Origin of the sequence: Streptomyces albiaxialis (assembly GCF_039530985.1) — a bacterium.
GTDB lineage: Bacteria > Actinomycetota > Actinomycetes > Streptomycetales > Streptomycetaceae > Streptomyces > Streptomyces albiaxialis.
Genome location: NZ_BAAAPE010000029.1, coordinates 22,748 through 46,157 on the forward strand (window position 1 = coordinate 22,748; position 23,410 = coordinate 46,157).

The 23,410-nt window shown below is 74.0% G+C and carries 14 protein-coding genes; 3 read left to right on the forward strand and 11 right to left on the reverse strand.

The features are described 5' to 3' along the window. Positions 1-6: 6 nt before the first annotated feature. The 9 genes from ABD343_RS39135 to eccB all read right to left on the reverse strand — a co-directional run bounded on the left by ABD343_RS39135 (position 7) and on the right by eccB (position 12,289). Complete coding sequence (locus tag ABD343_RS39135; protein ID WP_344535499.1) at positions 7-2,331, reverse strand: outer membrane protein assembly factor BamB family protein; 2,325 nt, start codon at positions 2,329-2,331, stop codon at positions 7-9. Between the two features lie 67 nt (positions 2,332-2,398). Continuing rightward, complete coding sequence (locus ABD343_RS39140) at positions 2,399-4,651, reverse strand: outer membrane protein assembly factor BamB family protein (protein WP_344535500.1); 2,253 nt, start codon at positions 4,649-4,651, stop codon at positions 2,399-2,401. Positions 4,652-4,773: 122 nt separating this feature from the next. Beyond that, positions 4,774-5,100, reverse strand: coding sequence for a WXG100 family type VII secretion target (locus tag ABD343_RS39145; protein ID WP_344535502.1), 327 nt, complete (start codon positions 5,098-5,100; stop codon positions 4,774-4,776). Positions 5,101-5,186: 86 nt separating this feature from the next. Then, a complete protein-coding gene (locus ABD343_RS39150; RefSeq protein WP_344535504.1) occupies positions 5,187-5,591 on the reverse strand; it encodes a hypothetical protein in 405 nt (134 codons plus the stop codon). Between the two features lie 48 nt (positions 5,592-5,639). Further along, entirely contained in the window at positions 5,640-6,758 is a 1,119-nt protein-coding gene (locus ABD343_RS39155; protein WP_344535505.1) for a S8 family serine peptidase, read from the reverse strand. 113 nt (positions 6,759-6,871) lie between these two features. Next, entirely contained in the window at positions 6,872-8,818 is a 1,947-nt protein-coding gene (locus tag ABD343_RS39160; RefSeq protein WP_344535506.1) for a hypothetical protein, read from the reverse strand. After that, positions 8,815-9,294, reverse strand: a complete 480-nt coding sequence (locus tag ABD343_RS39165; RefSeq protein ID WP_344535508.1) for a hypothetical protein — start codon at positions 9,292-9,294, stop codon at positions 8,815-8,817. The genes ABD343_RS39160 and ABD343_RS39165 overlap by 4 nt, the downstream gene beginning before the upstream one ends. Before the next feature lie 152 nt (positions 9,295-9,446). Continuing rightward, entirely contained in the window at positions 9,447-10,649 is a 1,203-nt protein-coding gene (gene mycP, locus ABD343_RS39170) for a type VII secretion-associated serine protease mycosin (protein WP_344535510.1), read from the reverse strand. A 119-nt stretch (positions 10,650-10,768) separates the two neighbouring features. Next, the gene (eccB, locus tag ABD343_RS39175; protein ID WP_344535512.1) at positions 10,769-12,289 is read right to left on the reverse strand and encodes a type VII secretion protein EccB; all 1,521 of its coding nucleotides are present in this window, start codon (positions 12,287-12,289) and stop codon (positions 10,769-10,771) included. Positions 12,290-12,546: 257 nt separating this feature from the next. Here eccB and eccE point away from each other — a divergent pair, with 257 nt between their 5' ends. The 3 genes from eccE to ABD343_RS39190 all read left to right on the forward strand — a co-directional run bounded on the left by eccE (position 12,547) and on the right by ABD343_RS39190 (position 18,202). Then, positions 12,547-13,965 carry a type VII secretion protein EccE gene (eccE, locus tag ABD343_RS39180; protein WP_344535513.1) on the forward strand — a complete coding sequence of 473 codons (1,419 nt, stop codon included), beginning with the start codon at positions 12,547-12,549 and terminating at the stop codon, positions 13,963-13,965. After that, positions 13,965-14,675: a hypothetical protein gene (locus ABD343_RS39185; protein ID WP_344535515.1), complete on the forward strand. Its 711-nt coding sequence runs from the start codon at positions 13,965-13,967 to the stop codon at positions 14,673-14,675. Before eccE ends, ABD343_RS39185 begins: the two co-directional genes overlap by 1 nt. A 236-nt stretch (positions 14,676-14,911) precedes the next feature. Further along, positions 14,912-18,202: an SCO5717 family growth-regulating ATPase gene (locus tag ABD343_RS39190; protein ID WP_344535516.1), complete on the forward strand. Its 3,291-nt coding sequence runs from the start codon at positions 14,912-14,914 to the stop codon at positions 18,200-18,202. 79 nt (positions 18,203-18,281) lie between these two features. Here the strand turns inward: ABD343_RS39190 and ABD343_RS39195 are convergent, their stop codons facing one another. After that, positions 18,282-19,220 carry a bifunctional riboflavin kinase/FAD synthetase gene (locus ABD343_RS39195; RefSeq protein ID WP_344535518.1) on the reverse strand — a complete coding sequence of 313 codons (939 nt, stop codon included), beginning with the start codon at positions 19,218-19,220 and terminating at the stop codon, positions 18,282-18,284. 203 nt (positions 19,221-19,423) lie between these two features. Then, positions 19,424-23,158 carry a trypsin-like peptidase domain-containing protein gene (locus tag ABD343_RS39200; protein WP_344535520.1) on the reverse strand — a complete coding sequence of 1,245 codons (3,735 nt, stop codon included), beginning with the start codon at positions 23,156-23,158 and terminating at the stop codon, positions 19,424-19,426. Positions 23,159-23,410: the final 252 nt, after the last annotated feature.

Sequence of the window (23,410 nt, forward strand, 5' to 3'; positions counted from 1 at the left end):
GACGTCTCAGTCCACCGGGAGTGCGTAGAGGGCGGTCGGGGTGGTGACGAAGACCATGCCGGGCGTCTGTCCCACAACGGCGCCGGGGGCCTGGCCGAAGGCCTCGTCGGAGGAGGGAGGCCCGACGCCCTCGACGGCGACGGCGGCGAAGCGCCACAGCAGCTCGCCGTCCCCGGTACCGAACGCGACGACGCCCTCCGAGGAGGAGAGCAGCAGGACCTTGCCGGAGGCGCTCACCTCCATCGCGGACCGCCTGGTCAGCCCGAGGCCGATGAGCATGGGCGCGCCGGGCCACCGTCGGCGCCACTTCGTACGGCCGTCGCGGAGGTCGACGGCGTACGTCGTCTCGTCCCGGTCGAGGAAGTAGAGCGTTCCGTCCCGTACGGCGCTGGGCGCGCTCGCGTAGCCCCGCACCTCGGTCTTCCAGCGGACGGCGCCGGTGCGGACGCTTCTCGCCTCCACATGCCCCTCCTCGTCACCGGAGAGCAGCAGGCCGCCGGGGGCGAGCCTGTTCAGCCGGTTGGAGTCCTGCCCGACGCCGCGGTACGTCCGTTGCCACTGCTTCTTGCCGTCGCGTACGCCGAGGGCGAGATAGGAGGGGGCATCCCCGGGCGATTCGAGACTGTCGTCGGGGATCAGCACGGACCCGCCCTCCACCACTGGGCCCGCGTCCCTGTTCTCCCGCTCGGTGAAGGAGGCGAACTCCTGAGGGATCTTCCGGCGCCACAGCTCCTCGCGGTCACGGAGCCGGTAGGCCACGACCTTGGTCGACCCCTCATCGGTCTCCAGGTCGTCCCAGCGCCGGACGAGGAAGTAGACCGTGCCGTCGTGGACGTCCAGGATCGAGTCGAGGGTGTGCCCGGCCCCGGCGCCGTACTTCTCCTCCGTCCACTTCACCTGTCCGGTACGGGCACTGACGAGCGAGAAGGCGCTCTCCTGCCGCATCAGCAGCCGGCCGCCGCCCAGATGGACCGGTGGATCGTCGAGGATCATGTCGTCCCTGGACCACAGCCGCTTGCCAGTGGCGAGGTCGAGCCCGACCGGGCCGCCGCCCTGCGTGGTGAGCACGGCCCGGCGCCGCCCGGCGGGGACGAAGGACTCCACCTGTTCGCCGCCCTCGGTCGCGTGGCGCCACAGCGGCGCGGGAGGCGCCCCGCGCACGGCCAGCGGATCGCGCGGCGGCGCGGGGTCGGGCCGGGTCGCCCGCCAGCCGGTGACGGCGCCCGCGCCGACCCCCACTCCGAGGGTGGCGTAGACGGCGCCCGCCAGCAGCGCGCGGCGGGCCGGGGAGCGCCGCCGCGGGGCCGGCCTGGTCTCCGTGCCGCCGGATGCGGGGTCCGACGGGGGCGGAGGGGACGGTGAGGCCGGTGCCGGTGCCGGTGCCTGCGCCGGTGCCTGCGCCGGTGCCGGTGCCTGCGCCGGTGCCGGTGCCGGAGGATGGCCCGGCTGTGCGGGAACGTACGCGGGCGAGGGCGCCGCCGAACCATGTCGGTCGGCCTGGGCTTCGAGCGCCCGTACGACGGCGGCGGGCAGCTCCATGCCGCCCGGCGGCGGCGTGCCCTGAGGCGCGAGCTCCGCGAGGAGCGCGTCCGCCTGGGGGCGCGCGGCCGGGTCCTGCGCGAGGCACGCGGTGAGCACCCGGCGCAGGCTCTCGGGGAGCCGGTGGGCGGCAGGGGCACGTACGCCCGTCGCGGCGTAGGCCAGCACGGAGCCGAACGCGTACACGTCGCCGAGGGGTTGCGGGCTGTCCCCCGCGCGCTGCTCCGGCGGCAGGCTCTCGGGCGCGACGCCGGGCACGGTGTGCCGTGCCGTGCCGCCGGGAGAGGCGGCGCGGACGAGCCCGAAGCCGGTGAGCACCGGTCCGGTCGGGGTCAGCAGCACGGTCTCGGGCGAGATCCCGGCGTGCGCCAGGCCGTTGCGGTGCGCGTCGAGGAGCGTCTCGGCGAGGGCCGCGCCCAACGCCCGTACCGTCTCCTCCGGCAGCGGGCCGCCGTGCGCGGCGAGCGCGGCGGGGAGGGGGAGCGCGGGCCCGCACGCGTACGCGACCCACGGGACGGGCGACTCCGGCGGCGCGACGTGCGCGACGGACGCCGCGCAACGGCCGTTCAGCCGCCGCGACTTCCCCGCCTCCGCCCAGAAGCGCAGCCGGTAGCCCTCGTCGTCCGCCTCCTGCCCCGTCGGCACGGCCATCAGCACCGCGGGCCGCCCGGTCGTGTGGTCGCGGGCGAGGAGATGGCGCACGCCGCCGGTCTCCCCGAGGTGCGGGTCCAGTGCCTCGGCGACGCCGTAACGGTCGAGCTGGCGTGGAAGTGCGCCCAGCGGGGCTCGCATGCTCTCCTCTTCTCGGGTCTGATCGGGCGTGTCCGTCCGGGCTTCCTCGGGCTACGTCGGGGCTTCCCTACGTCAGGGGCAGGAGGTACGCGTCCCTACCGCCCACGACGAGGGCCGACGCGTCCGTCATGGCGACCTCGTGACGAGGGAGCGCGCCGCGCTTGCCCGGCCCGACCTGGGTGAAGCGCCACAGCGCGGTGCCCTCTTTCGCCTCGTAGGCGGCGACCTCGGAGTTGCTGACGGCGAGCAGGGTGCGGCCGGAGGGGCTGACGACGGTGACCGGCGGGCCCGTCAACTGCGGGGTGTTGCCGTACGCGAAGCGGGGCTTGGCGGCCCATTTCTCCTTGCCGTTCCGCACATCCAGGGCACGCACGATGTACAGGCTGTCGCTGACGAACACGGTGTCCCCGTGCACGACGGGCCCGCCGAAGAACGGCCGGGTGGGCGGGCCTTCGTAGATCTCTTCCGACTCGGGCGCGCGCAAGTCCCACTGAGGCTCGCCGCCCGCGCGCTGCGACTCGTAGGCCTTCAGCCGGGTCTCGGCGGCGACGAGCAGCGTTCCGTCCTCGGACATCGTCGCCTGTGCCCGGGCGACGAACGCGTCGCCGTACGTGCGCGACCACTGCCGCTCGCCCGAGCGCCGGGAGTAGGCCGTCACCCTGATGCTCCGGCGGCCGGGGCCCGGCGAGCGTACGACCAGGGTGTCGGGGAGCAGGTGCCCCCCGGTGTCCTTGGACATCCCGTCGGGCGCGGGCTCGCTCCAGAGCCGACGGCGGTGCGCCGCGTCGTACGCGACGATCCGGCCCTCCCCGTCGAAGAACCACACCGTGCCGCCGTCCACCCCCAGCACCTGCGCCCGAGGGGCCTCCACCTTCCAACGTGTCTTCCCCGTACGGGCGTCGAGCGCCGACATCGCCGCGCCGGGGACGAGGACCAGGCCGCCCTCCGCGAGCCGGAGGGGCCCGGACGGGCGCAGGTCCTCGCGCCGCCAGGCCTCGTGGCCCGTGGCGAGGTCCAGGCCGATGACGGTGGATCCGCCCTGGACCACGGCCATGCGGCGGCCCCAGAGCAGGGGTTCGTGGCGGGGCGCCGAGGGGAGGTCCAGCCGGGTGTGCCAGCGCGGATTCGGAGGCGCTCCGGTGAGCCTCTTACGGGAGCGGCGCTTCACGGCGTAGCGCTGTGCCGCCGTCGGCTCGGGCGGGTCCTCGGCGGTCGCCGCCCACGCGGCCGTACCGCCGAGTGCGAGGCCCGCGGTCCCCGCCGCCAGTCCGGTGACCAGTGCCCGTCGGGAGGGGCGGTGCGCGCCGCTGCCCGACAGGGTCAGGGTGCCGTCCGTCACGGCGGCGGGCTCGGCCACCGGTACGACCGGGGCGACGGCCTCCTCTTCGGGGAGCTCGGCGTCCAGCACGTCGGCGGCTTGGACGGCCAGGGCCGCGCTCACCCCGTGCGGCAACCAGCCGGGCAGCAGGGCGGTCTCCGCCCTGCTCGTCTGCTGGTCGAGGACCGTGCCGTCCAGCACGGTCGCGACCGGGGAGGGCTCGGCCTTCGCCTGCCCGTCGAGCAGACGGTCCACGAGTGCGGAGGCGACGGGCCGTTCGGCCGGATCGGAGGCGAGGCAGGCGCGGAGCACGTCCCGCAGCCCTTCCGGCACTTCGTCGGGCGTCGCTCCCGTACGGCCGGTCGCGGCATAGGCGAGCACCGCGCCGAGGGCGTGGACGTCGCCGAGCGGGCGGGGGCGGCCCCCGGCGGCCTGTTCGGGCGGCAGGAACTCGGAGGCGAGTTCCGGGGACCCGGTGCGTGGCCGCCCTTCGGGCGCGGCGACACGTACGACCCCGAAGCCCGTCAGGCGCGGGCCGCTCGCGGTCAGCAGCACCGTACGCGGCGACAGCCCCGCGTGCGTCAGTCCGAGGGCGTGCAGTCGGGCGACGGCCTCGGCGAGGGCCGCACCGCACAGCCGTACGACCCGCTCGGGCAGCGGCCCCGAGTGGGCCGCCAGGGCGTCGGAAAGCGGCAGCGCTGGCGCGAAGCGCGTGGCGTACCAGGGAGTGCTCTCGGTGGGCCCCGCGATGTCGGAGACGGGGGCGAGCCACGGCACGCGGCTCTCGTGCGCCCTACGGGCCTGCTCGGCCTCCGCGAGAAAGGCGGCCGAGGCGGCCTGCCCGCGCAGCGGGGCGGTGACCACGACGGTACGGGCACCGTCCGTGGACTTGGCGAGGAAGCGCCGCTCGCCCCAGGGAAGCCCGTCGTTCTCGTCGTCCAGCCGGAACAGCGGCGCGTACGGGCCGAGGCGGCGGGGGTCGTCGTGGCGGAGGGGGTGCATGCTCTCTCTCAGGGAGCGAGGGACAGGACACACTCCGAAGAGGCGACAGGACAGCTCGCGCGCTGTCCCGCCGCCTCACGGTGTCCTTGGGCGGCGGACCGACGGATCTGGCCGTGCCGCTCCTACCGCCTGGCGAACATGTCGTCCAGGTCGAACAGGCCGGCGGCCTTCTTGTCGGTGGCCCGGTAATCGCCGCTCGCCATCCTGACCGCACCCGCGATACTCGTGAGGCGCTTCTCCAGGTCGTCGGCCTTGGCGTTCCACATTTTCTGGACCCGGAGGTAGTTCTCGTTCGACATACCGTCCCAGCCGTCGCAGATCTTCTTCACGACGCCCATGACCTTCTCCAGGTCCGCGCGGAGTTCCCGCGCCTCCCGGTCGAGGGCGTCCGCTGCGGCATCCAGGCTGGCGTATGTGACTTTGAGGTGATCGCCGTGATCTCCCGCCATCGAAACTCCTTCATCGTGACGTGCGTTTCCCGACTCCGCGCGCCGGGCGGAATCGGCACTGCGTGCTCCTGCCGACCGCCTGACTGCTACAGGCCGTAGAGCTTCGACTCCTGGATGCTTCCCGCCCGGCCTTCCGCCACGGACTGGCGCGTGGAATCGGTCACGAGATCATCGCCCTGGAGCCGCTTCAGCTCGTCGAAGATGCGCTGGTCGTTGCCCGAGCCGTACTTGCTCGTGCCCTGCACACCGTCCGTGAAAGCGGAAAGAATGCGGTTGAGGGCAGCCAGGTCGATCTTCAGGCCCTCCTGGACCTTGTCGAACGCGCCTCGGCCGATTCCCCGCCACTGACCCTCAAGGTTGTCGATCATGATGTCGAGCTTCTGCATACGGGACCTGACCGACCCCATCATCAGGTCCAGCTCGTCATCCAGCTTCAGAAGTGCTGAATGGCTTAGCTCCTGGCCCTGCCCACCGCCACCGCCTTCAGCCATGGCTACCTCCTCTACGAGTTGACGAGCACGAAGCGCTCGCCGTCCGGTTCATTCCCTACGCGCCCGCACCCAGGCGAACGCGCCCCCGCTGAGAACGATCACCAGCGCGACCGCTCCGAGCGAAATCCACAACACGTTGCTGTTGTCGCCATCCGAACTGGAGTCTGCCACCTTCACCTTGTCAGGGGCATCGTCTTTGTCGGACTCCTTGCCCGGTGAACCCTTGCTCTCCGACCGGGAATTGATGGTCTTTTCCCCCGTAAGCGGACTGATGTCCGGATCGCCGGGATCGCCTTTTCCTTCCAGGAGATTGATCCGGGGCCGCACCCCGCCGTACCCGAGGTACTTGCTGCGCCCCTTGCCCTTGTTGGTCCCACTGGCCGTCTTGATGAGCACCCTCAGCACTTGATTTGCCGTCCAGTCGGGGTGCTTGGACCAGAGGAGGGCGGCGGCGCCGGAGGCGATGGCAGTGGCGGCACTCGTTCCGCCATCTCCCTTGACGCAGTATTTCTTCTTCTTGCCGTCGCACCAGACGGGGACATCGAGGCCCGGTCCCGCAAGAGTCACGTCACGGCCGTGGGTCGAGAAGTCCGCGACCTTTCCGGACTCGCCCATCGCGGCGATGCCCGCGACCTCGGGGAAGGCGGCCGGGTATTCCCGGAAGTTCCCGCCCTTCCCCTCATTTCCGGTGCCCGCGAGAACCAGCTTCCCTTTGCTGACCGCGTAGTCGATTGCCCTTCGTGTCGGCGCGTCGGCCCCGCCCCCGAGGGACACGTTGATGATCTTGGCGTCGCTCTCGGCGGCAGCCCGGATGGTCTCGCCCATGAAGAACACCGCGTTGCTCCCGGAGCCCCCCACGCCCGTCTTGAAGGACACAATCTTCGCCTTCGGCGCGATCCCCTTGACCGAACCCTCCGCGCCGGTTCCGGCGATGAGTTGGGCCATCGACGTCCCGTGACCGCTGTCGTCCCTCATCTCGTCACCGGGGCCGCCCGACAGGTCCTTCCCCGGAAGCACCTGTCCGCGCAGAGAGGGGATCGAGGAGTCCACGCCGGAGTCGACGACGGCGACCTTGACGCCCTCGCCCTGGGTGACCTTCCACATCTCCTCGGCCTTCATCTGGTCGAGGTACCACTGCTGGGACTGGATGTCGTCGGCCGCCGCCACCGAGGGCGCCAGGCAGGCGGACCACACCCCGACAGCCGCCGTCGCCGCGAGGAGACGGCGCCATCGGGGGCGCGAGGTCCGTGAGTTCTGTGCCGTCATCGCTCTCATCCGGGCTACTCGATCACCGGCGGCACGCTGCCGCGCCGTCCGTTCGTCCAGGTCTCCTCGTCCTCCGTCAGGTAGTCGGGGCGAGGCGGCCCCTCCCTGCGGTCCCGTTCCCTCGGCTGCGCGCCGGAGACCAGACCGGAGCCGCCGGGCGTGAACTGCCGTGAGCCGCGCCCCTGTCCGGGCGTACCGCTCCGGGGCGTGCCCACGATGCCGCCCGGCGCCGAGGCGATCCTCCGGCCGGACGCGCCGCGCGTTCCGCCCGCGCCCATTCCGGCGGCTCCGGCTCCCATGGCCCCCATCGGCATCATGCCCATCGGGCCGCGCGCAGAGGTGCCGTTCTGGCCGCCCGGAGTGCCGCTGGGGGTGCCGCCGACGATGCCGCCCGGCTGCGAGGCACGCGTCGCGCCGCCGGGACCGCGACCGCCCGTGGTCCCCTGACCGGCGCCCGGACCCATCGGGGCGTACGGCATGCCCATCATCGGCGGACGGTTCGTGGGCCCGGTCCCGCCGCCGCCACCGGCGAGGCCCGGCCCCGTCGGCACGGAACGGCCAGGAGGGCCGACCGTCCTGCCCTGGGACGTCGTCGGCGGCGTCACCGGCATCGGCGCGATCGGGCCCCTGCCCAGTGGGCCTGGCTGCGAGATGGGCGGCCCGGACGGCACCACGGGCCCTGGCCCGTTCGGAGTCGGGCCGGGCATCGACGGGTTGGCTGTCGGCGGCGGACTGCTGGGCGTGACCGGGTCGATGGTGCTCGTCGGCGGCACGTTCACGCTGTCGATGTCCGTGCCGACCCGGGACGCGGGAGCCGAGGCTCCAATCTCTGAGGGATCCAGCCTGTTCAGCGGGTCCTGGACGGTCCCCGTCGGAGGAAGGTCGGTCACGTCCGGACGGCCGCCTCCGGCGACTCCACCCGACACCTCCTGCGGTCCCACTCGCCCGGCGGGCGTGACGCCACCATCGCCCCCCGGAGATCCTCCGGTGATGGCAGAGGGCGTGCCGCCCTGCCCGACGGGGGAACCACCGGACGTCGTCGCACTCGGCCCCCCACCCCCATCTGGAGCCCCTGGACGAATGTCCCCACCCGGCAACCCCGAGAACGTCGGCTTGTCCGCCTCCGCCTTGCGGATGTTGTCCAGCGAGATCGCGTAGTACGAGCCGAGCTTGTTCAGGTGCTGGATGGCTTCCTGGCGGTCCCGTTCCGCGGCGATGCCCTCCGGGGAGTCCGGATGCACGGCGCGAGGGGCGAACGTGCTCGGCGTGGTGCCGCCGCCGTTGTTCAGCAGCGGGGTGTCGCCGCTGCCCGTCAGCTTGCCGTTGCCGTCCAGCGAGGGCGCCTTGCCGCTGCCCGTCAGCAGCGGGGCGGGCATCTGGGGGTTTCCGGGGACGCGTGCGGGGGCGGGGATGTCGTTGACGGTGAGGACTTCGCTCCGCTTCGGCATGTAGGTCTGGACCATGAGCAGGCCGCAGCCCGCCGCGTTGAGTTCCGCGCCGACCGTCCCGGCGTACGTGCTCAGCTTCTCGGTGTCCGCACGCAGCTTCCGGCCCCAGCGGGCGAACGACCCCTTGCCGTCGCCGTCCCAGTCGACCTCCTCGAAGTAGGTCTTCAGCTCCTCCTCGGCCTTCTTGATGGCGCGGCCCGCTTCCCACAGGGCGTCGCCCACATCGATCAGGTCCGACGGGATCGAGCTCTGCACCAGGTCGACCATGTCGTTGAGCCGGGCGGTCTCGAAGTCCGTGCGCTCACCGGCGGAGCCGCGCGGGGCCTGGGGCGCCCGCTCCTTCGGGGGGTCGACGTAGCACTGCGTCGTGATGGTGCCGTACTGCTTCGGGATCCCGGGGGAATCGGGCCACTCTTCCGACGAGTACCCCTTGCCGGTGTACGGGTCGCCTTCGCTCTTCTTGCCCTTGTCGGCCATCGGTCCTCCCGCCTGCTCGCCCGTGCGGGCGGTCACAGTCCGCCCTTGTCGCCGTCGTTCTCGGCCTTGCCCTCGCCCTTCGGTTCGCCCTTGGGTTCACCCTTCGGAGCGTCCTCGGGACCGCCGACACCCCGCATCAGCTCGTCCGCGCGGGCCTGGATCCGCTCGTACCGCTCCTTCTCGTCCTGCTCCAGCGAGTCGTAGCCGTTATCCGCGATCTTCACCGCGATGGCGAGGCCGTCGATCTGTTCGCGGAGGGCCTTCGAGAGGGCGGTGAGGGTGTCGTGGACCTCGTTGTACTTCTGGAAGAGGGCGTCGGCCTCCAGGAACGGCAGGTTGTCGCCGCTCAGCGAGCGCCGGGTCATCCTGCGGGCGGCGGCCACCTTGTGCTGGGCTCCGGGCGACTCGTCGAGCTCCTTGAGCACACCGTCGATGTGCTTCTTGAGCCGTTTGAGCGCGCCGGCCCCGCGCTTGAGGTCCGCCGAGGAACCAGAAGGCACCCCGCCAGGCATGCCCGGCTCCGCCATGTAGATCTCCCCGTTCGCCGCTGCTGTCCCGTTCGGCCGATCCACTCTGTGTCGTGTCCGCGTCGCACGCGGTGCAACATCTCACTCTAGCCACACCATACGACTGTTCCAACTGCAAATCAGCGGGGTGGAATTGCTCACCCCTCCGTCGTCCGCCGACGGCGCCGGTCACGCAGCACGACCGTGCTGCCGATGACCGCGGCGACCGCCGTGCCGCCCCCCACAAGGACGTAGGTTCCGATTCTTTCGTTCCGTTCCTGCTCGGTCTCGCCCAACTGGAGCTTGGCGGGGGTCGGTTCCTCCCCCTTCGCGACACCCTCGCGGGCAACCGGCTTGTCGATGGCCCGCTCGTCCTCGGTGAGGGCGCGGACGGGGTCGACGACGCCCCAGCCGACGAGGCGGTCGTGGCCCGCGATCGAGCGTTCTGCGGTCTGCTCGATCTGGGCGACGACCTGGTGCTGCTTCCACTCGGGGTGCTTGGCGCGCAGCAGCGCCGCCACGCCCGCCACGTACGGGGCGGAGAAGCTCGTGCCGTTGTCGGCGCAGTGGCCGCCGCCGGGGACGGTCGAGATCATGTCGACGCCGGGCGCCGCGACGTCCACGAACTCGCCGGACTGGGAGAACGGCGCACGCTCGTTGTTGCGGTCCGAGGAGGCCACGGCGAGGACGCCCGGGTACGAGGCGGGGTAGGTCTTCTTCACGTTGCCGCCGAGGCCGTCGTTGCCCGCCGAGGCGACCACGACGACGTCCTTTTCGAGCGCCCGGTCGACTGCCTGCTTGAGCGCCGACTCGGGACGCAGGGCCTGGGCGGTGTCCTGGGAGATGTTGATCACGTCGGCCTTGGCCTCGACCGCGTAGTCGATGGAGCGGGCGAGGGTCTCGGCCGTGCCGCTGCCGTTCTCGTCGTTCTGCTGGATGGGGATCACCGTGGACTGGGGCGCCAGGCCGACGAAGCCCGTGCCGGAGGCGGGGCGGGCGGCGATGATCCCGGCGACCTTGGTGCCGTGGCCGACCCGGTCCGTCGTGCCCTTGGAGCTGCCCCGCGGCGTCTTGTTGCCGAACTTGTCCTTCTTCGGCTTCTCCGGAAGGAAGTTCCTGCCCATCTGGGCGTCTACGGCGTCCGTGAGCTGTCTGTTCTTGATGTCCACGCCCGTGTCTATGACGGCCACCCGCACGCCCCGCCCGTACCGCGTGCCCTGCCACAACTCGTCGAGCAGCACACGCTGGAGCGCCCAGGGCCGCCCCTTGTAGTCCTTGTTGGGAAAGCTGCACTGCGTGCTCGTGTCGGCGGCCGCGGGCGTTGCGGTCGTGACGGCCGTCGCGCCGAGGGTGGCGCCCATGACCAGGGCGGCGGCGCACAGGCGCGCGACACGGCACGGCGTACGCGTTCGCGCCCTCGCCCTCGCCCGCGCCCGTTCAGGAACCGTCGACGGCATCGGCATGCTCGTCCCCCCTGTCCTCAGGAGCCCTGCGGCTGCTTGGCGCTGCCCGTCGACAGGCGCGGGCCCGTCGGCAGGAACTCGGACCACGCGGCCGGTACGGGCGTGGGCTTGATGCCCTCGTAGCCGAGCCGCCGCTGGGCGTTCTGGCCCTCCTGCTCCTCCCGGCCGGACCGGGCCTTCCCGGAGCCGGGGTCGCCCTTCTCGGTGTCGTTCGTGCCCTGCGTCGCGTAGCGCAGGCCCGTGTCGGTCACCAGGAAGACACCGCCGTCCTTGGCGTTCTCGCCCTTCACCTGACGGAAGAGCTGGCCCGTGCCCGGGGTGACGTACGCGCTGGTGGCGCCGGAGGGGAGCTGCGCGGGGAAGGTCTCGCCCGCCCAGGTGCTGAGCGTCGTCTTCCCCGTACGGCCGTCGACGCCGCGCAGCACGTTGCAGACCGTGTCCCGGCCGCCCTTCGCGGCGGACGGCCGTGCCTCGTTGACCGGCTCTCCCTTGGCCGTCGGCCACTTGAGGTCCTCGCCGAAGCCGATGCCGGACGGGGTGAAGCTGCCCGCGCTGACCTCCATCGCCTTGCCGTTCTGCTTGAGGACGTCCCTTCCGGGCGGGTTGAGCAGCAGGTGGGCCATGAAGTCGGTCACCGGGTGCACCCCGGAACGCAGGACCACGTAGTGCTGGCTGCCGGCGCCGGACGAGGCACGCAGCACCGTGCCGACGCGGTTCGCCCCCGGCGCCAGGCCGTCCTGTCCGGCGGGCTCGCCGACCGTGCCGCGCAGGCGGGGGAAGTCGATCACGTCGGTGTCGCCGTCCAGGGTCGCGAGCCACTGCCGGGAGACGCGCTGGGGCTTGCGGTTCTCCACGATGAGGCGCAGCAGCAGCTCGTTCTCCGCGAGCCGGTACTTACGCCCCTTCTTGTCCACCACGTACAGCTTGTCGTCCGGCCCCTTTACGTAGAGGAGCTCGCCCCCACGCAGCCGGTTGCGGCCCTCGACCCGGTGCTCGTCGCGCTCTGCGAGGACGAACGCGGACTTCTGCACGGCACGCCCGCCCTGGCTGGGGCGTTCGCAGACGGCCCAGCGCTTCCTCTTGGCCGCCTCCTCGGGCGCGGGGAGGCGGTCGGGCGCGTAGGGGATGCCCAAGGTGGCGCCGTGCGGTATGTCGCCCTTGTCGAGCACCTTCTCGTCGACCTTGACGACCTCGCCCTGGCCCGGGTCCAGCAGCAGCTTGGCCGAGGCGAGGTTGAGCACGGGATGGAGCTGGACCTTCTTGCCCGTCTTCAGGACGACGTAACGGGTGGTCGACTCGCTGCCGATGATGACCTTCGCCTCCGGCTCGTCCCACCCCTCGGGCGCCTTGGGCTTGAACATCCCCCAGGCGCCGAAGCCCGCGAGGATCAGCACCCCGATGATGATTCCGGGCAGGATGCCGCGCAGCGGACGGGGCGCGCCCTCCTCGGTACCTGTGGGCGAAGGTTGGAGGAATGCCGCAACCAGACGTTTCTTCGCGAAGGTGTAGGCATTCAGCTCGTCCCGCCGTGACGCCATAAGTGACCGCTTCTCCCCTGCCTCGCCTCTGACGGCCCGTCGCGCGCTCCGTACGGTCCGCCGTCGCGCCTCCGGGCCGGCCCGCACCGCTCTCCCGTACGCGCGGCGGGCACGGGAGCCCCGCCGCCGCTGCCGGTTGTCGGACCGGGCCCCTACTATGCCGGTTGGGGATCGCGTCGCGCCGCTCAGGTATCGTGATCGCCCGCCCAACACCCCTGACAGGTGGGGTGATTTCGGACATGAGGGGGCCTGCGGGGATGGGATCTGCGACGCGCACCCAGGGTGCCGCGGGGCGGCGGGGCCCCGGTGGCGCCCCGCGCGGCGCCGGCGCTCCCGGGCGCCCCGGAAGCCCGCGCCGGGCAGGCCCCGCGGCGGGCCCCGGAGCGGGCGGCCGACCGTCCGCCAGGCCCCGGCCACCCGTCTCGGCGACGCTGCGCACGGCCTCGCGGGCGAGCGGCCTCGGACCGTTCCAGTTGCAACAACTCGTGCTGCTGGAGCTGGCGCTCGCCGTCCTCGTCGTCGCCGCGGCCATCGACGAGCTGCTCCTCGTGCCCGCCGTCGTGATCGCCGCGCCGCTGGCCGTCGCCGGGCTGATCCGCCGCCGTCAGCGGTCCGTCCGCGACTGGGCGGCGACACTCCTCGCGCTGCGCGCCCGCACGCGCGAGGCCGCCCGGCCGCTGTCCCCCGCGATGGTGGTGAACGCGGCGGGAGAGCGCCTCGACCCGGGGTTCCTCCCCCTGGTGGAGAGCGCCCCCGGGCTGCGTACGTACGGATATGTCGACAAGCACCAGCGCACCGTCGGCATGCTCGGCGACGGCACGTTCCTGACCGCGCTGGTCTCCGTGGACGCGACGGCGGCGGGACCGCTGCGGCCGGTGTCCGGCGCCCGCCCGCTGCCCCTGGACCTGGTGCACGGCGCGCTGGACGTGGACGGGATAGCCCTGGAGTCCGTGCAGGTGGTGCAGCAGACACAGCCCGCGCCCGCGCCGCACCTCCCGGAACAGTCGGTGGCCAGGCGGAGTTACGGGCCGCTGCAGGAGCAGACCGGGGCGCCCGCCCTGCGGCTGACCTGGGTCGCCCTGAAGCTGGACCCGGAGCTGTGCCCGGAGGCCGTCGAGGCGCGCGGCGGCGGCCTGGAGGGCGCCCAGCGCTGCCTGGTGCGCGCGGCCGACCACCTGGCGAGCCGCCTCACCGGGGCGGGCTTCCGCGCCCGGGTGCTCGACGAGGAGGGGGTGATCTCCGCCCTCGCGACCTCCGCGTGCCTCAATCCGGTGGCGACGGCCCGCGCGAGCAGGCCCGACGCGATGCCCGCCCGCCGCACCGCCGAGACGTCCCGCGTCTGGCGCTGCGACGACCGCTGGCACACAACGTACGCGGTGAGCCGCTGGCCCGAGCTGGGCGGCACCGCCGCGCCGCTGCCGCGCCTGGTGGCGCTGCTGACCTCGGCACCGGCCTTCACCAGCACATTCAGCCTCACCCTGGGCCGTTCGACCCGGCGCGGCGCGGCGACGGTCACCGGGCACGTCCGGCTCACCGGGCGTTCGGACACCGAGCTGATCGCCGCGCGCCGCCATCTGGAGCACGCGTCCCGCGCCGCCCGGCTCGGCCTGGTCCGCCTCGACCGCGAGCAACTGCCGGGCGCCCTGGCCTCGCTGCCGCTGGGAGGGGTGCGCTGATGGCGGGCGGAGTGCGCCGCATGGCGGGCCTGACGGGCCCGCGCCGGTCCGGGCACACCGTCGCGGCCGACCAGTTGGCCGCCATGGCGCTGCCGCTGGGCGACGACGGGGTGGTGCTCGGCTCCGACGCGGAGGGCCACCCCCGGCTGGCGGGCCTCGTGCGCCCCGAGCCGTACGAGGTTGTGCTCGTCGGCGGGCTCTGGACCGCGCAGGTGCTCGCCCTGCGGCTGGCCGGTACGGGCGCGCGGGTCGCGATCGAGACGGGCCGCGCCCAGGTCTGGACGCACCTGGTGCAGGCGGCAGGGGCCGGCCAGGAGTGCCTCGCGCTGTACGACGTGGGGCGCGTGCCCCGCCTCAACCCCAGCGTCAGCAGCCCCGTCGTCGTCGTGCGCGACTGCGGCATCCGTCCCCCGCGCGGCCGGGTCACCTCGGCACCCTGGCAGTCCGTCCTGACGCTGCTGCCGTACTTCGGCCCGACCACGCCCCGGCTGCTCCGCCAGGCCTCGCTGGTGGGGGTGCAGCGCATCTCGCCCGAGGAGGCCCAGCAGATAGGCCGCCTGATGCAGATCCCCGAGCGGGACGTGGCTGCGCTGCCCACACTCGGCGACGGCGTGACCCTGTGGTGCACGCGACGCGACCGGCAGTACGCGTTCACACAGCCGACGGACGCGGAGTCGGGACTGCTCGGCAGCGCGCGGCGGCTCGACTGACGACCGGAACGCCCCACCCCGTTCCGGGCCCGCCCACCGCCCCGCAACTTCATCCCGTACATCCGCTTGTGCGGACAGCGGGTGGGGATGGATGGTTCGGTCGGAGAGGGGTGGTTCCCTCCCATTGGCGGGACCGGACCGCCCTGCCGTAACGGGAGTTGCCTTGATTAGGCTGGGCTGACGCGCGAGGGCGGGCGCGGACGCAAACCGGGGTGTACGACCACGCAGGAGGCATTGTGAGCAGCGATCGGGACGAGATCCGCTTCGGGGGGAGCCTGCCCGGCACCGATCGGCTCGACGCGGACACCGACTCCGAGCAGGAAGTGGAGTCGACGGGCCAGTTCACCATCGACTACACCCCGCCGGCCTGGTACACGCAGGATGCGGGCAGCCAGCCCGAGGGCACGCCCGTCAGCGCCCCCTCGGGCGGCGCGGGTGCGATGCCGTCGATGCCGTCGTCGATGCCCCCGATGCCGGGCGCGCCCGCCGGTGACGCGGAACCGCCGGTCCCCGAGGACGACTTCGCGCTGGGCAACGGCGCCGCGCCGCGCGCATGGGACGCCGGGGCGGCAGCGCGCGGACCGCAGCCGGACGCCGCGCCTCCCGCGTTCCCGTCGCTGAAGCCGCTCACGGACCCGCCCGCGCCTGCGCCGACGACGACTCCGGTGCCGGAGCTGGAGCCGGAGGCCGAGGTCACGGTCGAGCCCGAGGTCGAGGTCGAGGTCGAACCTGAGCCCGAGCCCGAGGTCCAGCCCGAGCCCGAGGTCCAGCCCGAGCCCGAGGTCCAGGTCGTGCAGGAGACGGCCGCGCCGGAACCTTTCGCGCCCGAGGCCGAGAGGGAGATCGCGGACGAGCCCCTCGCCGAGGCCGCCGCAGAGGCCGCGCCTGAGACGCCCGTACGGGAGCCCGGGACGACCTCGTTCCCTCTGGCACCACCCCTTCCGCCGACGTTCGCGCCCGCGCAGCCCGCCATGGAGACCGAGGCCCCGGAGGAGGAGACGGCAGCGGAATCTCCGGCTCCGGTCGAGCCGCCCGAGGCCGAGGACGACGCGCGCCCGGATGAGGACGCGGAGGTGGAGGTGGCCGTGGCAACGGCCCCCGAGCCAGAGGTCGAGCCCGTGTCCGAGGTCGAGCCCGAGTCTGAGCCCGAGGCCGAGGCCGTACCCGAGTCCGAGGTCGAGGTCGAATCCGAGCCCGAGGAGGCGCCCGCCGCCCCCGTGGCCGAGCCCGTGGCGCCTGAAGTCCCCATCAACACCGGGGACATCGGGGACAGCGCCACCATGCGCTTCTCTGCCGCCGCGATGCGCCGCGAGCTGCGCGAACGCAGGGCCGCCGAGGCCGCGGCCGAGGAGTTGGAGCGCGGAGAGGAGCCCGAGGAGAGCGAGGAGTCCCCGGCCACCGCGGGCTCCGCGGCCGACGGTTCCGCGCCCGCCACCGAGGACGAGCCCTGGGACGCCCTTCCCCCGGCCGTCTGGCAGCCCGAGGCCGATACGGCCGAGCCGTCGTCGGCGCAGGATGCCGGAACGCCCGTCGAGGACGAGCCCCAGGACTCACCGCCCGAACTCGCCGAGCCCGCTGACGAACCTCGCGACGCCGTGCCGCCGCACCCCCTGACCCCGGCGCCGCCGCAGCAGGCCGGGCCGTGGCCCGGCTCCCCCGCCCCGGCCGCCGCCGACGCCACGAACGGCACGGACGGCAAGGGAACGGGCGGACTGCCGCCGCTTCCCCCGGACTTCCAGCCCGCGGCCACCCCGCCGCAGGGCACCCCGTGGCCCGCCTCGCCCCCGGCAGCGGAGACGGCGGGCGCCCCGGACACGACGCCCCCCGGCACTCTGCCGCCCGCCCAGTCGGCACCGCCCGTACCGCCGCAGCCGACACAACCGGCACAGTCGGCACAACCCACCCAGGCGGCACCGGCCCAGGACCAGCAAGTGCCCCCTCCCGCGCAGGCACCCGCGCCCGCGCCCGGGGGTGGTTACGGCTATCCGCAGCAGACCGGGCAGCCCTCCGCCGCCCCGTACGCGATGCCGCAGCAGGCCGCTCCCGGCCCCTACCCCGGCCGCCCCACAAGCCAGCCCAACCCCGCGCAGCCCCAGCAACAGCCCGCGCAGCCCCAGCCGCACCAGCCCCAGCAGCACCAGCAGCACCAGCCCCAACAGCCCGCGCTGCCGCAGCCCGTTCAGCAGCCGCTGCCCCAACCGCAGCCCCAGGCCCCGGCCCCGGCCCCGCAGCAGCAGCCCCAACCCCCGGCACAGCCTCAGGCCCAGCCTCACGCGCAGCCCCCGGTCCAGCCGCAACCGCAGGCCCAGGCCCAGCCCCCGGCGGCACAGCCCCCGGCGGCGCAGCCTCCGATGGCGCAGCCCCTGGACCCGCGGCGGCAGGACCAGGCCGGGTCTCCGCTCGGGTACACAGCCGCGGTCGAGCTGTCCTCCGACCGGCTGATCAACAGCAAGAAGAAGCCGCGCCCCCACGACCGCAACCGGAGCCCGCGCTTCCGGTTCGGCGGCAAGAAGGAGGAGGCCGAGCGCCAGCGCAAGCTCGACCTCATCCGTACACCCGTGCTGTCCTGCTACCGGATAGCGGTGATCAGCCTCAAGGGCGGCGTCGGCAAGACGACGACCACCACGGCACTCGGCTCCACGCTCGCCACCGAGCGCCAGGACAAGGTCATCGCCATCGACGCGAACCCGGACGCGGGCACGCTCGGCCGCCGCGTGCGCCGCGAGACCGGGGCGACCATCCGCGACCTGGTCACGGCGATCCCGTACCTCAACAGCTACATGGACATCCGGAGGTTCACCTCCCAGGCGTCCTCGGGGCTGGAGATCCTGGCGAACGACGTCGACCCCGCGATCTCGACCACGTTCAACGACGACGACTACCGGCGCGTGATCGACGTCCTCGGCAAGCAGTACCCGATCATCCTCACCGACTCGGGCACCGGCCTGCTCTACTCCGCGATGCGCGGAGTGCTGGACCTCGCCGACCAGTTGATCATCATCTCGACCCCGTCCGTGGACGGTGCGAGCAGCGCGAGCACGACGCTCGACTGGCTCGCGGCGCACGGGTACGGCGACCTCGTCCAGCGCAGCATCACCGTCATCTCCGGCGTCCGCGAGACGGGGAAGATGATCAAGGTCGAGGACATCGTGGCGCACTTCGAGACGCGCTGCCGCGGCGTGGTGACCATCCCCTTCGACGAGCACCTCTCGGCGGGCGCCGAGCTGGATCTCGGCCTGATGCGGCCCAAGACCCGCGAGGCCTATTTCGACCTGTCGGCGCTCATCGCCGAGGACTTCGCGCGCGCCCAGCGCGAGCAGGGCCTGTGGACGGCCGACGGCAATCCGCCACCGCAGTTGGCGCCGCCGCTCCCGGGCCAGTCGCAGCAGTCCCCCCAACTCCCGCCGGGAGCGCAGCCCTACCCCCAGTCCTCACAGCAGCCGTACGCGCCGTACGCGCAGCCTCCCCAGCCGCAGCAGCCCCAGCCGGGCGCGGGCTGGCAGCCGCAGCCGCCGCACCAGAGCTAGGCGCCGGGACACGACGGAGGGCCCGCTCCACTGAGGTGGAACGGGCCCTCCGCGCACGCCTCAACGCATCGGCTCGGCATCAACTCCGCGTCAGCTCACGCGCCCTGTCGACGTCCTGCGTCATCCGCTCCAGCAGCCCTTCCAGCGTGTCGAACTTCTCCTGGCCGCGGATGAACTCCAGGAAGTCCACCGCGACATGCAGTCCGTACAGGTCGAGCCCCACGCGGTCGATCGCGTACGCCTCCACCGTGCGTACCGTGCCCTCGAACTGCGGGTTGGTGCCCACGGAGATCGCGGCGGGCATCCGCTCGCCGTCGGCCGTCAGCCAGCCCGCGTAGACGCCGTCGGCGGGGACAGCGGTGTGCGGCAGCGTTTCGACGTTCGCGGTGGGGAAGCCGAGTTCGCGCCCGCGCTGCGCGCCGCGCACCACCACGCCCTCGACCCGGTGCGGGCGCCCCAGCACCCCGGCGGCGCCGCGCATGTCCCCGTCGGCGACGAGCCGTCGGGCGAGCGTCGAGGAGTACGGCACGGCGTCGGGCGCGTCACCGGCGCACAGGTCGACGACCACGACCTCGAAGTCGTACGTCCGGCCCAGCTCGGCGAGGGTGGCCACATCGCCCGCGGCACGGTGCCCGAAGCGGAACGTGGGGCCCTCCACGACCGCGCACGCCTGCAACCTGTCCACCAGCACCTTCACGGCGAAGTCGGCCGGGGACAGCTCCGAGAACTCCGGGGTGAAGGGCAGCACCAGCATGGCGTCCACGCCCAGCTCCGCCATCAGCTCCGCACGGCGGTGATGCGGGGCGAGCAGCGGCGGGTGGCTCCCCGGCCGCACGACCTCGCTCGGATGCGGGTCGAAGGTGACGGCGACCGACGGCACGCCCAGCTCGCGCGCCCGCTCCACCGCCCGGCCCAGGATCCGCTGGTGTCCGCGGTGGACCCCGTCGTACGAGCCGATGGTGACGACGCTGCGCCCCCAGCCCTCGGGAATGTCCTCCAAGCCACGCCAGCGCTGCACGTCCGCTCCTCGTCGATGTCCGGTGTCGGTGTCGAAGCCCATGACCGGCGAGGTTTCTCGCCGGTCCAAGGGTGCCATGCCGTACGGACCGGATCGCCCGCCGCCCCACACCCCCTCCCCCGCAACACCCGCGCCCCCACGCCTATGCCCGGCCCCCGTTCTCAATGCGTCATGCGTCCCTAGGCCTCTACGTCCCTATGTCCCTACGTCCCCTCCGCCAGCGTCTCGCACATGTGCTGGGCGCTCGGCCCTATCACCGCCGCCCACGCGTCGGGGGCGTCCGCGACCCAGGCGCGCAGGGCGACAGCGAAGCCCGGCAGCTCGCGGGCCAGCTCCACGAGGGCGCGGTCGAAGCTCGCCGCGCCCCGCGGCGTACGGGCCATCGCCAGCCCGATGCGCCGCACCGTCTCGCCGTCCCCCTCCCCGCCCCCACAACCGGCCCCGCCCTCGGGCTCCCGTCCGCGCCGCGCCACCGCGCCCAGGGCCGCGTCGAGGACGCGCGGGTCGCTCTCCCTCGCCAGCAGCAGGTCGAGCAGTTCGTCGCGCAGCGCGCCCTCGCCCGCGCCGAGCGCGCGGGCCAGGCTCGACCGGAACACCGTCGTCCCGCGGTCCAGCAGCTCCGCGACGAACGGCCGCAGCACGGCCCGCGCCGACGGTCCGTGCGCCAGCCGCCGCCGGACGAACCCGGCGACGGGCCCGCGTGCCTCGTCCGGGCTGCGCTCCGCGTACTCGCGCACGAGCAGCGTGGCGCGCCGCGCCAGCGCGGGCGTACGCACCTCGGCGAGCGCCCGCACCGCGCGCGCCCGCGCGACGCTCCCCGCGGGGGACGACGCGGGGTCGGCCAGCAGCGTGTGGAAGGCCGAGAGGACCGGCTCGGGATGGGTGGCGAGCGCCGTGCCCAGCGCGCTCGCCAGCTCCGGTTCGCCGGTCTCCGCGAACCGGCCCAGCGCCGCGTCGACGTAGCGCGAACGGCTCCCGGGATCGCGTACGAGCAGCGCCAGCGCGGGCCCGTGCAGCGAGCAGTCGCCGGGGTGCCGCAGCAGCGCGAGGGCCGTGTACCGCAACAGTTCCCGGTCGGCCTCCGTACGGGCGCGGACGGCGACCCGTACCGCGTATGTCGCGGCGGCGACCCGGCGCTCGACCCGGTCGTCGTGCGCCCACCTGTCGACGGCGCGGCACAGTGCCGACGGCTCGTCGTGCACCAGCTCGGCGAGCAGCTCGTCCGCGCGCGGGTGCGCGGCGCCCACCAGTGCCTCGACGAGATCGTCGACGGCGTGCCGCCGGTGGGTGTGCAGCAGCGCCTGCGCGGCGGTGGCGACGGTCGGCGCGAGGCGTTCGGGCCGGGTGCCGGGCCGACGCGGCAGGGCCCGCAGATCGCTGAACCAGTCGCACAGCAGCGGCTGCACGGTGCGCGGCTCGGCGACGAGCAGTTCGCCGAGCACGTCGAGGAACCTGTCGCCCTCCCCGTACGGGCTGTCCGCGGGCAGCAGGAGCCGCAGCAGTTCGGCCTTCGCGCGGGTGCCCAGCGGCAGCCGCCGCCAGAACCAGGGCCCGAAGCCGTGGCCGAGCGGCCCGTCGGCGAAGCCCTCGCCGCCCGTATCCGCCGCCAGCTCGGCGATCCGTTCCGCCAGCGCGCGCAGCACCCCCGCGTACGGGCGCGCGTCGGGCACGCGCAGCAGCGTCTCCCCCAGCAGATGCGCGGCCCACCACGCGGCGTCCCCGCCCGTCGTCCCGGCGCCCCCCGTATCCCCCACGCCGCCCGCATCGCCCGCGGCCAGCGCGTCGACCAGCGGGCGCAGCCTGGACGCCAGCGCGCCCGGCCCGTCCCTGCGCCCGCACAGCAGCAGGGACTGGACGACGGGGCCGATGCGGTGCCGGGGCACGGGAACGGCCACGGGCTGCTCGTCCCTGCGGTGCACCAGCGTGTCCAGCGCCGCGTCCAGCTCCAGGTGGCGGCCCTGCAGCCAGTCCGCGAACTCCTCGTCCGCGAACCGGTATCCCTCCCCCGCCGGTACGAGCACGCCCTCCCCCAGCACGGCGGACGCCCATCCGCCGCCCCAGGGGAAGATCTCCTCGAACGACCTGCGGTCCAGCCCGCCCTGCCCCGGCCCCAGGCAGCGCCGGGCCGCCTCGTGGAGCTGGCCCGCGACGCGCGCCGCCAGCCGCCGGACCTCGCCCGCCGCCGGAACGGGCCGCTCGCCCGCCGCGAGCCGCACCGCGATGCGCAGGCACACGAGGTCGAGGTGGGCGGAGAGGATCTCGGCCCGCGCCGGCAGCCCCTCCGCCACCGGCCCCTCGGCCCTCCGCCCGCCCTGCCGCGGCACCCGGGGCGCGCGGGCCGCGTCGGGCGCCTGTGCCGCGCGCACCTCCGACAGCATCCGCAACGCGAGCGGATGCCCGGCGTCGGCGTCGGAGAGCGCTCCCTCCGGCAGCCCGTACCCGGCACGCGCGCGGGCGGCCTGCCGCGGCGGCAGGTCACCGAGGCGTACACACGGGGGCAGCGCGGCGCCGCCCTGCCCGGGGCCCGTGGGCCCGGCCACCCCGCGCGCGACCGGCACCCGCGCTCCGCCCGCACGCGCCGCTTCCGTACGCGCTCCGCCCGCACGGGCCTCGTCCGTACGCACGCCGCCGCTCCACGCCGCGCCCCGGGGGACGTACAGCATGTCGCGGGGGAAGAGGGCCCCCGCCTGCTCCCAGTACTCGGGCCTGCACGCCACCGCCATGCGTGCCCCCGAGGCGCGCAGCCAACTCGACGTGCCGACCGTCCACTGCCGCAGCCCGTGGGCGAGCTGGGGCGGCATCTCCTCGGGGGCGTCGAGCAGGACGAGCAGCGGGCGCCGCGCGTCACGGGCCAGCCGCGCGACGACGTCCGGATTGGCACCGCGGGGCCCGACCGCGTCCCCGGCGGCTCCGGCGGGCCCGGCGTCTCCGTCGTCCCCGGCGGCCCCCGCGGCGCCCGCCGCTCCCGCGGCCCCGTGCGAGGCGGCGACGATCCGCGCGGCCTGGTCCAGCGCCCGTCCGACGGCCTCCCGTACGCTGCCGTCCCCGGACCGCAGGTCCGCGCCGCGCAGCCAGACCGTCGGCTCGGGCGCGGCCCCGAGCGCCCGCCGCGCCGCGAAGGCGGCCAGCTCCGTCGTACGGCCGGTGCCCGGGTCGCCGACGAGCCCGGCGACCGAGGCGCCGGAGTCCGCGAACTCCGTGAACTCCGCGGCGATCTCCGGACGCGCCACCGCGTGCCCGCACCGCTCGACGGCCCGGCCCACCGAGGTGGCCGTGAGCTGGAGCGCGCCCGCGAGATTGAGGTCGGGCCCGAAGCCGGGGACGCCCGCGCCGTTGCGGCGCAGCAGTACGCCGAGGGGCCCCTCGGGTGCCAGCACGCCCGCCGCGTAGAGCGGCACGGCGTATCCCGCGACGCGGCCCGGCACATGCAGCGCGGTGCCGAGGACGCCGAGGACCGCGCCGGTCGCGACGTCCAGCACGGGCGTGCCCGAGGCGCGCATGCTGAGCCGGAGCTGCACGCAGGCCGCCTCCGGGAGCGCGAGCTCCAGCACCTGTTCCAGGGGGTGGAAGCGGTCGGTGGAGGTGTAGGTGGCGCTGACCGCGCCGTTCAGCCGGGCCGTGATCCCGCCGCAGACGCCGAGGACGACCTCGGTGCCCTCGGTGCGCGGCCGTTCGGCCCCGATGACCAGGGGCGCGACCCCCAGCCCCGTGGTACGGATCAACGCGAGGTCCCACTCGGGCAGCGGCGTGATGTCGCCGCTCTCCGCGAGGAACGTACGGTCACCGGGCGCGTGCACGACGACGCGGCTGAGTGCGTCGACTGCCTCGTGGCTGGTGACCAGGGTGCCGAGGTCGTCGGCCATGAATCCGGTGCCCCGCGGCCGCCCCGCAAGGTCGCAGATCCGCACCGGCGCGGGCTCTCCACGCTCCGCAGACATCGCCGAACCTCCCCGCTGGCACGCCCCGCTCCCCGACCGTAGAGCGGAGTTGATCAGCGGCGACAGGTCGCGGAACGAACGCGCCCCCGTCCGCGCCCATGATTCACTCCGAGCGCCTGCCCGTTGGGGTGAAACAGAGTCTCCGAGTGGATATAGAGACATGGGGATCAGGAGGGGGATCGTGGGGCGGGCGCCGACGGTGTGCCGGCGCCCGCCCCACGATGGGGAATCCGACTGGCCCCGGAAGGGGCC